Annotated in this window: 11 protein-coding genes; 3 read left to right on the forward strand and 8 right to left on the reverse strand. The window is 70.3% G+C overall.

Going from position 1 to position 12,975, the window contains the following annotated elements:
• Positions 1 to 574 precede the first annotated feature (574 nt).
• Both purQ and purS read right to left on the reverse strand, forming a co-directional pair.
• On the reverse strand, positions 575 to 1,273 hold the full coding sequence (gene purQ, locus ID810_RS10720) for a phosphoribosylformylglycinamidine synthase subunit PurQ (protein ID WP_166857326.1): 699 nt from the start codon (positions 1,271 to 1,273) through the stop codon (positions 575 to 577).
• Entirely contained in the window at positions 1,273 to 1,530 is a 258-nt protein-coding gene (gene purS, locus ID810_RS10725) for a phosphoribosylformylglycinamidine synthase subunit PurS (protein ID WP_166857325.1), read from the reverse strand. Before purS ends, purQ begins: the two co-directional genes overlap by 1 nt.
• A 154-nt stretch (positions 1,531 to 1,684) precedes the next feature.
• Between purS and ID810_RS10730 the strand changes: the two genes are divergently transcribed.
• Together ID810_RS10730 and ID810_RS10735 are read left to right on the forward strand one after the other, a co-directional pair.
• Complete coding sequence (locus tag ID810_RS10730) at positions 1,685 to 2,116, forward strand: PadR family transcriptional regulator (RefSeq protein WP_166857323.1); 432 nt, start codon at positions 1,685 to 1,687, stop codon at positions 2,114 to 2,116.
• Entirely contained in the window at positions 2,113 to 3,513 is a 1,401-nt protein-coding gene (locus ID810_RS10735) for a permease prefix domain 1-containing protein (RefSeq protein ID WP_166857320.1), read from the forward strand. Before ID810_RS10730 ends, ID810_RS10735 begins: the two co-directional genes overlap by 4 nt.
• Positions 3,514 to 3,591: 78 nt before the next feature.
• Here ID810_RS10735 and ID810_RS10740 read toward each other — a convergent pair whose 3' ends face one another.
• The 3 genes from ID810_RS10740 to ID810_RS10750 all read right to left on the reverse strand — a co-directional run bounded on the left by ID810_RS10740 (position 3,592) and on the right by ID810_RS10750 (position 8,456).
• Positions 3,592 to 4,506 carry a phosphoribosylaminoimidazolesuccinocarboxamide synthase gene (locus ID810_RS10740; protein WP_166857318.1) on the reverse strand — a complete coding sequence of 305 codons (915 nt, stop codon included), beginning with the start codon at positions 4,504 to 4,506 and terminating at the stop codon, positions 3,592 to 3,594.
• Between the two features lie 591 nt (positions 4,507 to 5,097).
• Positions 5,098 to 6,354: a phosphoribosylamine--glycine ligase gene (gene purD, locus ID810_RS10745; RefSeq protein ID WP_166857316.1), complete on the reverse strand. Its 1,257-nt coding sequence runs from the start codon at positions 6,352 to 6,354 to the stop codon at positions 5,098 to 5,100.
• A 257-nt stretch (positions 6,355 to 6,611) separates the two neighbouring features.
• Positions 6,612 to 8,456, reverse strand: coding sequence for a phosphoenolpyruvate carboxykinase (GTP) (locus ID810_RS10750; protein ID WP_166857314.1), 1,845 nt, complete (start codon positions 8,454 to 8,456; stop codon positions 6,612 to 6,614).
• Between the two features lie 181 nt (positions 8,457 to 8,637).
• Here ID810_RS10750 and ID810_RS10755 point away from each other — a divergent pair, with 181 nt between their 5' ends.
• Positions 8,638 to 9,447: an LppM family (lipo)protein gene (locus tag ID810_RS10755; RefSeq protein WP_188232609.1), complete on the forward strand. Its 810-nt coding sequence runs from the start codon at positions 8,638 to 8,640 to the stop codon at positions 9,445 to 9,447.
• 157 nt (positions 9,448 to 9,604) lie between these two features.
• Here the strand turns inward: ID810_RS10755 and ID810_RS10760 are convergent, their stop codons facing one another.
• The 3 genes from ID810_RS10760 to ID810_RS10770 form a co-directional block, all read right to left on the reverse strand.
• Positions 9,605 to 10,891 (reverse strand): adenylosuccinate synthase, encoded by a 1,287-nt coding sequence (locus ID810_RS10760; RefSeq protein WP_166857312.1) that lies wholly within the window; start codon positions 10,889 to 10,891, stop codon positions 9,605 to 9,607.
• Positions 10,892 to 11,088: 197 nt separating this feature from the next.
• A complete protein-coding gene (fbaA, locus tag ID810_RS10765) occupies positions 11,089 to 12,144 on the reverse strand; it encodes a class II fructose-bisphosphate aldolase (protein WP_166857310.1) in 1,056 nt (351 codons plus the stop codon).
• A 90-nt stretch (positions 12,145 to 12,234) separates the two neighbouring features.
• Positions 12,235 to 12,942 carry a TrmH family RNA methyltransferase gene (locus ID810_RS10770; RefSeq protein WP_188232608.1) on the reverse strand — a complete coding sequence of 236 codons (708 nt, stop codon included), beginning with the start codon at positions 12,940 to 12,942 and terminating at the stop codon, positions 12,235 to 12,237.
• Between the last annotated feature and the right edge of the window lie 33 nt (positions 12,943 to 12,975).

Consider the following 12,975-nt stretch of genomic DNA (forward strand, 5'->3'; position numbering starts at 1 on the left):
GAACTGGTGGGTCGGGTCTGCGGTCCCGGCCCACCGTGCTGTTCGGGAACCTCTCGCCGGGTCGCGGTCCGACGGCGAGGGCACCGGGTGACCGGAGTTATCCACACCCTGGATCCACAGCCTTGTGCACATGAGGCTGTGGGTGCCGGGATGACGCTGTTCTCCCTGTGGCTACCCGGCGGCAACCACCTCACAGCATCGGTACGAGGGCCGCCGAGCAGCATCCCAGGTACTTGTCAACCTACCCATAACCACCTTGAATCGTCGTGATTACGGCGTTTTACTCAGGGTACCCTGAGTTCCGCGCAACAATTTCCGTGTGATCCCACGGCGCACACAGGTTCACGTCAGGACGGCCCGTTACCCTGTTGTCAGACCTTCATCGGCGTGAATCACAGCCGATATATCCACAGCCCCGCCGGATTATCCACAAGCCCGGGCCACACCGTGCGCCGGTACCCGCACCGGCGCGTACTCCGGTGCCACCCCGGCAGCAAGCGTCACTCCAACGGCAGGCGGCGCCACCCCTGAGGGTGACGCCACCCCACGCGAGATACGGGCCCAAGACCGTTCTTCAGGCACCCACCAGCATGCTGATCACCGACTGGAACAGCGTGAGGCCGTCCGTGCCGGTACGCGGGCCCGCCTCGGAGTCCGGCCCGAAGCCCGGCTCCACCGCATGCTCGGGGTGCGGCATGAGACCCACCACGTTGCCGCGCGCGTTGCGCACGCCGGCGATGTCGTTGACCGAGCCGTTCGGGTTGAAGCCCACGTAGCGGAAGACCACGTGCCCCTCCCCCTCAAGGCGCTCGACCTCCTGAGGGGAGGCGATGAAGTTGCCCTCACCGTTCTTCAGCGGGACAGTGAGCTCCTCACCCTCCTTAAGCAGGCCGGTCCACGCCGTCGACGTCGACTCCACCCGCAGACGCTGCTCGCGGCACACGAAGCGCTGGTGGTCGTTGCGGATGAGCGCCCCCGGCAGCAGGTGCGCCTCGGCGAGGATCTGGAAGCCGTTGCAGATGCCCAGCACGGGCATGCCCTTGCCGGCGGCCTCAATGACCTCGTCCATCACCGGGGCGAAGCGGGCAATGGCGCCGCAGCGCAGGTAGTCGCCGTAGGAGAAGCCACCGGGCACGACGACGGCGTCGACACTGCGCAGGTCTGCGTCCTTGTGCCACAGCGAGACGGGCTCAGCCCCGGCCAGGCGCACCGCGCGCAGGGCGTCGACGTCATCCAGCGTGCCGGGGAAGGTGATGACGCCGATGCGGGCCATCAGGCCTCCTCGCCGTCGGCCCGCACGGACACGACGTCCTCGATGATCGGGTTCGACAGGAGCGTCTGGGCGGCCTCGGCGGCGGCGGCCAGGTGGGCGTCGGTCACGGGCCCCTCCACCGTCAACTCGAAGCGACGGCCCTGGCGGACCGCGGTGAACTGGTCGAATCCGAGCCGCGGGAGGCTGCCGACGACGGCCTTGCCCTGGGGGTCAAGGATCTCGGGCTTGGGCATGACCTCGACGATGATGCGTCCCATCAGTACTCCTGGGTGGGCGGGTGGGGTGCGGGCACGACTCTACCCGTGCGTGGCGCCGTCCACGCCCGTCGGCGTTGACACACACACCTCGTACTTCTAGGGTTACTGATACCTAGTAGCGTTAGGTATCGGTATCCGTCCGTCCGGAGGTGACATGACGCTGTCCAAGGACCTCGTCGCCGCCTCGGCAACCCCGATGGTCCTGCTCGTGCTATCCACCGGCCCCGACTACGGCTACTCGATCCTGCGCCGCATCGCCGAGGCCTCCGACGGCCAGCTCGAGTGGTCCGAGGGACTCCTCTACCCCCTCCTCCACCGCCTTGAGCGCGCCGGTCGCATCAGCGCCCAGTGGGGTGTGGCCGACTCCGGCCGGCGGCGCAAGTACTACACCCTCACGTCCGACGGCGCCGCCGAGCTCGCCTCCCTCGAGGCCCAGTGGCAGCTCGCCGCCAGGACCATCAACGCCCTGCGCGAGGCCGCGAGCGCTGCCACTACCCCCGCCCACGCCACTGTCCCGAGCGCCACCCCGGGCGCCCCCTCGTCAACCGCCCCCACCCCAGGGCCCCGCCCGAAGGAGAGAGCATGAGTACCCCGTCCACTCCCCCAGCCCCACCGGAGACGGCCGCCGAGCAGCTCGCCGCCTGGCGCACCCTCATGCTCGCGCGCCCCGCCATGAACGCCGACGACGTCGCCGAGCTTGAGAGCCACCTGCTCGACCAGGCTGCGGACCTGCGCGCCGTCGGCCTCACCGAGGACGAAGCCTTCCTCATCGCCATGCGACGGCTGGGCGGGCAGGACGCCGTCGCCCGTGAGTACGCCCAGATCCACACCGAACGTCTGTGGCACCGCCTCGCCGTCGCCCGCTCCACCGCCGACGGCGAGGCGCAGGACGGGTGGGCCGCACGGGGCCCCTGGCTCGCGATCCTTCTCGGCCTCGCCGCCGGGCTGGCCGTGCGTCTGCCCGCCGAGCTGCACCTGCCCGATCTAGATGTCTTCTACGCCCTCAACATCTCCTTCCTCGTCCTACCCTTCCTCGCCGCCTACCTCGCCATCCGCTCCCGGGCGTGGCACAGCCCCGCAGGTCGCGGCGGGCTCATCGCCCTGGCCGTCACCGGCGTCATCAGCGTCGTCGTCGTCAATGTCCTGCCGCTGGACGATCAGTCGCAGAGCCTCCTGCTCACCACTGTCCACCTGCCCGTAGCGCTGCTCCTGCTCACCGGCGCCGCCTACCTTGGTGGCCGCTGGCTGCGGGTCGAGGCGTGGATGGACTGGCTGCGGTTCCTCGGGGAGTCCGTCATCTACTACGTCCTCATCGCCATGGCGGGCGGCGCACTCGTCGCACTCCTCGGCGCCGCTTTCCTCACGGTGTGGGACTATTCGGTCCTCGACACCGCACTCAATTGGGTCATCCCCGTGTGCGCCGCTGGCGCCGTCCTCGTCGTCGCGTGGCTCGTAACCCTCAAGCGCAGCGCCATAGAGAACATGGCGCCGGTGCTCACCGCCGTCCTCACCCCCTTCCTCACCCTCGCCCTGCTCGGGTTCCTCCTCGTCGTCGTCATCAGCGGTGGGCCGCGGAACGTCGAACGCGGCACCCTCATCGGCTTCGACCTGCTCCTCGTCGTCGTCGCCGCGATCGTCCTGTTCACCGTCTCCGCGCGCGCCCCCGAGGCCCACGCCGGGCTGCTGGAGCGGATGCACCTGGCGATGATCCTCGCCGCCCTCGCCGTCGACCTCATCATGCTGTGGGCGATGTCCGAGCGGCTGCTCGTGTGGGGCGCGACCCCCAACAAGGTGTCGGCTCTCGGTCTCAACCTCCTCCTGCTCCTCCACCTGGCGGGCTCCGCCTGGCACTACGTGGGCGTCATCCACCGCTCCCGCACGTCGCTGGCGCTGGAGCGTTGGCAGTGCCTCGCCGTGCCCGTCTTCAGCGCGTGGTGCCTTGTCGTCGCCCTCGTCCTGCCGCTGGTGCTGCGCTACCAGTAGGGCATGCTGCCAGTCGGGTCGGCTGCGCGGCCAGTCGGCCCGCAGCCCCGGCGGCGGCTCGGACTCACAGCCCCGCTCTCACAGCCCCAGCGGCTCGCCTGTCAGACGCTCGTAGGCCTCCAGGTAGCGGGCGCGCGTGCGCTCGACCACCTGCTCCGGCAGCGCCGGCGGTTCCCCTGAGGCACGGTCCCAACCCGAGGCCGGGCTGGTCAGCCAGTCGCGCACGAACTGCTTGTCGAAGGACGGCGTCACCTGGCCCGGGGCCCACTCGTCAGCGGGCCAGAACCGCGAGGAGTCCGGGGTCAGCACCTCATCGCCCAGCACCAGGGCGCCGTCCGCGCCCGCACCCAGCTCGAACTTCGTGTCCGCCAGGATGATGCCGCGCTCGCGCGCGATCTCGGCCGCCCGCGAGTAGAGGGCGAGCGTCACCTCGCGCAGGGCCGTCGCCGTCGGCTCACCGACCATCTCGACCACCCGCGCGAAGGAGACGTTCTCGTCGTGGTCACCCAGCGCCGCCTTCGCCGCCGGGGTGAAGACCGGCTGGGGCAGGCGCGAGGCCTCGACCAGGCCCTCGGGCAGGGCCACGCCGCACACCGACCGCGAGGCCCGGTACTCCACCAGCCCGGAGCCGGTGAGGTAGCCGCGGGCCACACACTCCACCGGGTACATGTCCAGGCGGCGGCACACCATCGCGCGCCCCGCCACCTCAGCGGGCACGTCCGTGACCGAGACCATGTGGTTCGGCACGATGTCCGCCAGCTGCTCGAACCACCAGGCCGACATCGCCGTGAGCACCTTGCCCTTGTCGGGCACCGGTGTGCTCAGGACGTAGTCGAAGGCGCTGATGCGGTCCGAGGCGACGACGAGGAGCACGTCCTGACCGGCCCAGGGGCCCTCGTCGGCGGGGGCGTAGACGTCACGGACCTTCCCGGAGGACACGTGGCTCCATCCGACGAGCGCGGGGGCCGGCGGGATGATGGGGGCGGGGCTCATGGGGACATCGTGCCACCCGCGCCGTGGCGGCCGGCTCAACGGCCGGCTGAGCGGGTGGCGGGTGGCGCCCGTCCCCCGGCGCCCGGCCCCCGCACCCGCACCCGTGCGCCCGCTCTCGCTCTCGCAGTCCACCCCCGCTCCAGCAGCTCGCGCGACCCCCACACCTGCGACCGGGCTCCGCGCGCGTCGGGTTGATCTCGTTCCCCGCGGGTTGATCTCGTTGCCCGCGGGTTGATCTCGTTGCCCGTGCGTTGATCTCGTTCGTTGAGGGAACGAGATCAACGGTTCGCGAACGAGATCGACGGCCCTCGAACGAGATCGACGACGGGGGGAACGAGGCAGAGGATGGAGGTGACCACCAGGAGACCCGGACGAGCCAACCGCCGCCGCTCGACACACCACATAGGGGCGCCCCCCACGGCTCAGCGCCTGACGGTGCGGAAGGCGCGTTCCGGCCGGGGACCAGGGCGCGGCTGCGGGCGGGTCACGGGCGATAACATCCCCGCGGCCGGGCGCCAGGCGCGCCCGCACTCAGCGCCCGGGCCCCAGGCGCACCCACACTCAGCGCCCGGGCCCCAGGCGCACCCGCGCTCAGCGGTCGGCGGCGATATCCGTGCGGTACTGAGCACCGTCCAGGTGCAGGCGCGAGACGGCCTCGTAGGCGCGCTGGCGGGCCTGCTCGACGTCGGCCCCCAGGGCGACGACGGACAGGACGCGCCCGCCCATGGCCACGAGGTCGCCGTCGTCACTCAGACCCGTGCCCGCGTGCAGGACGTGGACGCCCTCAACGGCCTCGGCCTCCTCGATCCCCGTGATGACGCCACCGGTGGTGACCGTGCCCGGGTAGCCGGGAGCCGCCAGGACGACGTCGACGGCCGCCTGCTCGGACCAGGTGGGGGGTTCAACGTCATGGAGCGTGCCGGTTGCGCAGGCGAGCAGCAGCTCGGGCAGCGAGGAGGTCAGGCGCGCGAGCACGGCCTGGGTCTCCGGGTCGCCGAAGCGCACGTTGAACTCCACGACGCGCAGGCCCTTGCTGGTCAGCGCCAGGCCGCAGTAGAGCAGGCCCGTGAAGGGGGTGCCGCGTCGGGCCATCTCGTCCACGACGGGCTGGGCGACCTCGCGCACGACCCGCTCGCTCAGGTCTTCGGGCGCCCATGTCAGGGGCGTGTAGGAGCCCATGCCGCCGGTGTTGGGGCCGGCGTCGCCATCGGCCAGGCGCTTGAAGTCCTGGGCGGGGGCGAGGGGGCGCACGGTGGCGCCGTCGCACACGCAGAACAGGGAGACCTCCGGGCCGTCGAGGAAGTCCTCGACGACGACGACGCGCCCGCCCTCCTTGTCCAGGCAGGCCAGGCCGTGCGCCAGGGCCGCCTCGCGGTCCGAGGTGACGACGACGCCCTTGCCGGCGGCCAGGCCGTCCTCCTTGACGACGTGGGGGGCGCCGAAGCGGTCCAGGGCCGCCTCGAGCTCCTCGCGGGTGCCGCACACGGCGGCCTCGGCCGTGGGCACGCCCGCAGCCTCCATGACCTCCTTGGCGAAGGCCTTGGAGCCCTCGAGGCGGGCGGCCTCGGCGCCGGGGCCGAAGACGGGCACGCCCGCCTCGCGCAGGGCGTCGGCCACGCCCGCGACCAGAGGAGCCTCCGGGCCGACGACGACAAGGTCCGCGCCCATCTGAGTGGCGAGCTCGACGACCTCCTGAGGGGCAGTCGGGTCGATGAGGAGGTTCGTGGCGATCGCGGCGGTCCCCGGGTTCCCGGGGGCGACGACGAGCTCGGTGATAGCGGGGTCCGAGGCGAGAGCGCGAGCCAGGGCGTGCTCACGCGCACCGGAGCCCAGAAGCAGGATCTTCACCTCACCAGCCTAACGGCCGTCGTCCTCGGAATCACGCGGCTGTCCGACGACGGGCAACGTCCGCACCCCCGTCATGTCCGCCGCGTGGACACACGCGGGCAGCACAGGCACGCGCTGGCCCGTTCGATCCACCGCACTCCCGGCCCGGAACCTCAAGCCTGACGAAGCCCAACGACGGACGGGGGCCCGGACCGTCGACACGGTCCGGGCCCCCGTTGGAGCCGTCCTCACTCACATGGGTGAGACGTTGTCAGCCCTCAGGCCTTGGCGGCGGCGATGCGCTCGCGGAACTTCGCCAGCTCCTCGCGGATGGCGGCAGGAACCTTGTCGCCGAACTGAGCGAAGTACTGCTCGGTGTCGTCCATCTCGGCGGCCCAGGCGTCCGGGTCGATATCGTACATCTTGGCCCAGTCCTCCTCGGACACGCCCGCGCCCTCGAGGTTGAAGTCCTCGCGCTTGGGGTAGATGCCCGTGACGCCCTCGATGCCCTCGACCTCGCCGGAGGCGCGACGCACGATCCAGTCCAGAACACGCGAGTTGTCGCCGTAGCCCGGCCAGAGGAACTTGCCGTTCTCGTCCTTGCGGAACCAGTTGACCTGGTAGACCTTCGGGAAGTTCTCGCCGAGCTGCTCCTGGATCTCGAGCCAGTGGCCCCAGTAGTCGGCCATGTTGTAGCCGCAGAAGGGCAGCATGGCGAAGGGGTCGTGGCGCAGCGAGCCGGCCTTGACGTCCGTGGCGGCGGCGGTGACCTCGGAGGCCACGGAGGCGCCGATGAACACGCCGTGGGCGGGCGAGTACTGCTCGGCGACGAGCGGCACGTTGGAGGCGCGGCGGCCGCCGAAGAGGATCGCGTCGATGGCGACGCCCTCAGGAGCCTCCCAGTCGGGGCAGATGATCGGGCACTGCGAGGCCGGGGTGGTGAAGCGCGAGTTCGGGTGCGCGGCCTTCTTGCCCTCGGCGGCGTCAGCCGGGGTGAAGTCGTTGCCGAGCCAGTCGATGAGGTGCTCGGGCATCTCGGCGTCGATGCCCTCCCACCACACGTCGCCGTCGTCCGTGAGGGCGACGTTGGTGAAGATGGTGTTGGCCTTCATGGTCTCCATGGCCATCGGGTTCGTCTTGTAGGACGTGCCCGGGGCGACGCCGAAGAAGCCGGCCTCGGGGTTGATGGCGCGCAGGCGGCCGTCCTCACCCTGACGCATCCAGGCGATGTCGTCACCGACGGTCTCGACCTTGTAGCCCTTGATGGTGGGCTGGAGCATGGCGAGGTTGGTCTTGCCGCAGGCCGACGGGAAGGCGGCGGTGACGTGGTACTGCTTGCCGGTCTTCTCCTCGGTCAGGCGCAGGATGAGCATGTGCTCAGCCATCCAGCTGTCGCGACGGGCCATCGTCGAGGCGATGCGCAGCGCGTAGCACTTCTTGCCCAGCAGGGCGTTGCCGCCGTAGCCGGAGCCGTAGGACCAGATCTCGTTGGTCTCGGGGAAGTGTGTGATGTACTTCTCCTCGTTGCACGGCCAGGTGGTGTCCTCCTGACCGGGGGCGAGGGGGGCGCCGACGGAGTGGACGGCGGGAACCCAGGTGCGGCCCTCGTTGATGAGGTCCATTGCCTTGGTGCCGATGCGCGCCATGATGCGCATGTTGACGACGACGTAGGGGGAGTCGGTGATCTCGATGCCCAGCTGGGAGATCGGGCCGCCGAGGGGACCCATCGAGAAGGGAATGATGTACATCGTGCGGCCGGCGTAGGTGCCGTCGAACTTCTCGTTGAGGATGGCCTTCATCTCGGCCGGGTCGTACCAGTTGTTGGTGGGACCCGCGTCCTCCTCCTTCTCGGAGCAGATGAAGGTGCGGGACTCCACGCGGGCCACGTCGCTCGGCAGGGAGCGGGCCAGGAAGGAGTTAGGGCGCTTCTCGGGGTTGAGGCGGGTGAACACGCCCGACTCGACCATCTCGGAGGTGAGACGGTCCCACTCCTCGTCGGTGCCGTCAGCGAAGTACACCTTCTCCGGCTTGCCGAGCTCAGCGATGCGGATCGCGAACTCGATAACGTCCTCGGGAGCGTTGGCGGGCGCCGCGGCGCGAACGTCCTGGGCGGTCACAGTCATGTGTGAGTCCCTTCCTTGGATTCTTGACTCTTGTGGTCAGCCCAATCCTCTCTCAGATGGGTGCCGCTTTCACCTCCACTTAGGTCCCTAACAGCGAAATCCGCGCCGACCAGCTGCGTGGTCTCTGTCACAGGGCGCGAGGTCTTCGCTTCCGAGTGCCCTGCGCCGCTAGCGTCGTGCCGTGCCTGACCTGCCCCACCGCCGCCCCGCGCTGCGACGCACCCGCCTGCTTGCCGCGCTCGGACTGCTCGCGATCGCCCTGGCGGGCTGCACTGCGCACATGGACATGACGCTGAAAGAGGACGGCACCTACGACGTCGTGCTCGACGTGCGCGACTCGACCGGCACCGTCCTGACCCCGGACAGCAACTGCGCCGACTACGCCGACCCCGCACTCGTCGGCTCCCCCGTGGGCACGAGTGTCAGCTCCCGCTCGGTCGGGTCCGCCGACGACGCCGGCGGTGTCGGCTGCGAGGTGACGATCAGCGGCGTCACGGTCCCCGACGCCTCCGCCGTCAGCCCGTCGCCCGACGGCTCAGCTCCCTTGGTGGTGCGCGACGGCGACCTCTACGTCGTGGACCTGTCCGCGCTCCAGGGCGCCGTCCGGTCCGACGGCGTCGGCCAGGGCGGTGCACCGTCACAAGCGGGCGTGGTCGACGCGCGGGTCACCCTGACCTTCCCCGGTGCTGTGGTGACGTCGGGCGGCGGCCTCGTGGAGGGCACGACCGTCACATGGTCCGACGTCGACGTCCTGTCCGACGGCGTCTCCGCCTCCGGCTATGCCACCCCCGGCGCCGGCCTGAGCGTCTGGGACCGGCACTCGGGCTGGGTCATCGGCGGCGTCGTGCTCGCAGGCCTCGCCATCGGCGCAGCGGCCTGGTACCGACGGGCAGCGGCCGGGCGGGCTGCAGCATCACGCTCGGACGACGAGCGGAAGGCACCGCGGTCGCGGCCTGCTCCGCGGCGCGCCTCCCGTCGCAGGCGACGCTGAGGCTCTCGCGGCGTGACCGCCGGTTCTGGGTAGGGCTCGCTGCACGCCGAGGCCAAGGACTCCGCTGGGCTGCCGCTCCTGTGGATCGGCATCGGTCTGGTCGTCGTCCTCGCCGTCGTCGGCGCCTGCGCGCCGCCCCGCGCCGCCGTCCAGGTCCTCAGCCGATGAGGCTGTGCCGCGTGATCGTCGCCTCGCGGCCCGCGCCCACACCAATGGCACTGATGCGGGTACGCGCCAGCTCCTCGATACGCAGCACATACTTCTGCGCGTTGACTGGCAGGTCCTCGAAGCGCCGCACGCCCGTGATGTCCTCGCTCCAGCCGGGCAGCTCCTCGTAGACCGGCCGCGCGTGGTGGAATCCCGTCTGCGTCAGCGGCATCTCCTCCACCCGCTGCCCGTCGACGTCATAGGCGACGCACACGGGGATCGTCTCATGCCCGGTGAGGACGTCGAGCTTGGTCATCACAAGGTCGGTGAGGCCGTTGACCCGGCAGGCGTAACGGGTGACGACGGCGTCGTGCCAGCCGCAGCGACGCGGACGCCCGGTCGTCACCCCGTACTCGCCGCCCTCCTCACGCAGCCGGTCCCCCATCTCGTCGAGCAGCTCCGTGGGGAAGGGCCCCTCACCGACGCGGGTCGTGTACGCCTTGACGACGCCGACCACCGAGTCGATGCGGGTGGGGCCCACTCCGGTGCCCGTGCAGGCGCCACCCGCCGTGGGGCTCGACGACGTGACGAAGGGGTAGGTGCCGTGGTCGATGTCGAGCATCGTCGCCTGGCCCGCCTCGAACAGGACGGTCTGGCCGGCGTCGAGGGCGTCGTTGAGGACGAGTGAGCAGTCGATGACCATGGGCCGCACGCGCTCGGCGTAGGACAGCAGGTCATCCGCGACCGCATCGGGGTCCACGGCGTCGGCACCCAGGATCTTGGTGAGGACCCCGTTCTTCTGCTCCAGGGCACTGCGGACCTTCTGCCGCAGGATCGACTCGTCGAAGAGGTCCTGCACGCGCAGGCCCACGCGGTTCATCTTGTCCGCGTAGGTCGGGCCGATGCCGCGCCCGGTGGTGCCGAGCTGGCGGTCACCGAGATAGCGCTCCGTGGCCTGGTCCATGATGCGGTTGTAGGAGGGGATGAGGTGGGCGCTGGCCGAGATGCGCAGCCTGGAGGCGTCCTTGCCGCGGGACTCGATCTCGGCGATCTCAGCGAAGAGGACCTCGAGGTCGACGACGACGCCGTTGCCGATCACCGGGGTGACACCCGGGGTGAGCACTCCAGCGGGAAGCAGGTGGAAGGCGAAGGTCTCGCCGTCGATGACCACCGTGTGACCGGCGTTGTTACCGCCGTTGAACTTCACGACGTAGTCAACGTCCTGACCGAGCTGGTCGGTGGCCTTTCCCTTGCCCTCATCGCCCCACTGGGCACCGACGACAACAACCGCAGGCATGGCTGCTCCCTTGCTTGGTAACGGCGCGACGACACGCACGCCGTCGGCCAGCCTACCGGAGCGCGACGACGCCGCCCCCGCCCGTCCCGGCTTACCCGGCTGCACGGCGCCGCCCCGGCGCTCATGGAGCGCCGGGGCGGCGGGGTGATGACTGAGTGGTCGCCGTCGGCCCTCAACGGACCGGACGGGAGCCGAGCTCAGTGCTGCTTGGAGGCGGAGCCGACGGAGCCCAGGCGCTCGCAGGCCTCGACCACGCGGGCGGCCATGCCCTTCTCAGCGGCCTTGCCCCAGGCGCGCGGGTCGTAGGCCTTCTTGCTGCCGACCTCGCCGTCGATCTTGAGCACGCCGTCGTAGTTCTTGAACATGTGGTCGACGACCGGACGGGTGAAGGCGTACTGGGTGTCGGTGTCCACGTTCATCTTGATGACGCCGTTGCGCACGGCCGTGGCGATCTCCTCAGCGGTGGAGCCGGAGCCGCCGTGCATGACGAGGTCGAAGGGGGACTTCTTGTCCCCAACCTTGGTGGCGAGGCGGTCGCCGAGGCGCTGGGCGACCTCGGCCTGGATCTCGCCCAGGAGCTCGGGCTTGAGCTTGACGTGACCGGGCTTGTAGGCGCCGTGCACGTTGCCGAAGGTCAGGGCCGTGGTGTAGCGGCCGTTCTCGCCCAGGCCCAGGGCCTCGACGGCGGCCCAGGCGTCGTCCGCCGTGGTGTAGAGGTTGGCGTTCTCGTCGCCCTTGATGCCGTCCTCCTCGCCGCCGACGGCACCGATCTCGATCTCGAGGATGGTGTTGGCCTGCTTGGACAGGGCCAGCAGCTCGACGGCGATGCGGATGTTCTCCTCGAGGGTCTCGGCGGAGCCGTCCCACATGTGGGACTGGAAGGCGGTGGGCTCACCGCGCTTGGCCTGCTCGACCTCGATCTCGAGCAGCGGGCGCAGCCACGAGTCGATCAGGTTCTTGGGGCAGTGGTCGGTGTGGAGCGCGAAGGTGATGGGGTACAGGCTCTCGACCGCGTAAGCGTACGCGGACATGGCGAGAGAGCCCTTGACCTTGTCGCCGCGGGAGGAGCCGGACCAGAAGGCGGCACCACCGTTGGAGACCTGGATGATGCCGTCGGACTCGGCCTCGGCGAAGCCCTGCAGGGCGGCGGAGAGGGTCTGGGACGAGGTCACGTTGATCGCGGGGATGGCGTAGCCGCCAGCCTTCGCGCGGTCGAGCATGTCGGCGTAGGACTCCGGGGTTGCAATGGCCACTGTGTGCCTCCTGAGTGTCAATGTGCAGTGGTGCGTGCCGATTGTCCCACGGAAAACACCCGGCCGATACCGGATCATGGTCCCGTTGGGTCAGTCGGGGGCGGGGCCTGCGTGCTGGAGGATCCAGGTGTGCATGGCGATGGCCCCAGCGGCCGCCACGTTGATCGAACGGGTGGAGCCGTACTGGCCGATCCGTAGCAGCCGCGACGCCCCCGCGAGCATCTCCTCGCTCAGCCCCGCGCCCTCCGAGCCCAGCACAAGCAGGCAGCGCTCGGGCAGCTCGGCACTCTCCAGGGGCTCGGCGCCGGGGCCGTTGTCGATCGCGATGACCTCGTAGCCCTCGGCCGCCGCCCACACGAGCAGCTCGGAGACCTGCTCGTGGTGGCGCACGTCGAGGTAGCGGTTGGTGACCATGGCGCCGCGCTTGTTCCACCGACGTCGGCCCACGATGTGCACGGCGCCGACATTGAAGGCGTTCGCGGACCTCACGATGGATCCGATATTGAGGTCCTGGCTGACGTTCTCGATGGCGACGTGCAGCGTGTGGGCGCGTGCCGCCAGGTCCGCCCGTACGGCCTCGGTGTGCCAGTAGCGGTAGCGGTCGACGACGTTGCGCCGGTCCCCCTCACGCAGGAGCACGGGGTCGTAGCGGGGGTCCTGCGGCCAGGCGGCCTCTCCCCCGGGCCAGGGTCCGACGCCGACCTGCCGGACGTCCGCCGGCCGATCCTCCTCCGGGGGCAGGCCCGCCCAGTAGTCGTGCCCCTCCTCGGGCGGGAGCTCAGGGGCGGATGACGGCACTGTCAACCTCGCCAAAGGCGATGATGCCCTCGC

This window comes from Actinomyces respiraculi (genome assembly GCF_014595995.2).
Classification (GTDB): Bacteria; Actinomycetota; Actinomycetes; order Actinomycetales; family Actinomycetaceae; genus Actinomyces; species Actinomyces respiraculi.

Coding starts and splice junctions, on each gene's coding strand:
- ID810_RS10735 (WP_166857320.1), top strand. CDS start 2,113: ATGAGTACCCCGTCCACTCCCCCAGCCCCACCGGAGACGGCCGCCGAG.
- ID810_RS10760 (WP_166857312.1), bottom strand. CDS start 10,891: ATGCCTGCGGTTGTTGTCGTCGGTGCCCAGTGGGGCGATGAGGGCAAG.
- purQ (WP_166857326.1), bottom strand. CDS start 1,273: ATGGCCCGCATCGGCGTCATCACCTTCCCCGGCACGCTGGATGACGTC.
- ID810_RS10750 (WP_166857314.1), bottom strand. CDS start 8,456: ATGACTGTGACCGCCCAGGACGTTCGCGCCGCGGCGCCCGCCAACGCT.
- ID810_RS10740 (WP_166857318.1), bottom strand. CDS start 4,506: ATGAGCCCCGCCCCCATCATCCCGCCGGCCCCCGCGCTCGTCGGATGG.
- purS (WP_166857325.1), bottom strand. CDS start 1,530: ATGGGACGCATCATCGTCGAGGTCATGCCCAAGCCCGAGATCCTTGAC.
- ID810_RS10730 (WP_166857323.1), top strand. CDS start 1,685: ATGACGCTGTCCAAGGACCTCGTCGCCGCCTCGGCAACCCCGATGGTC.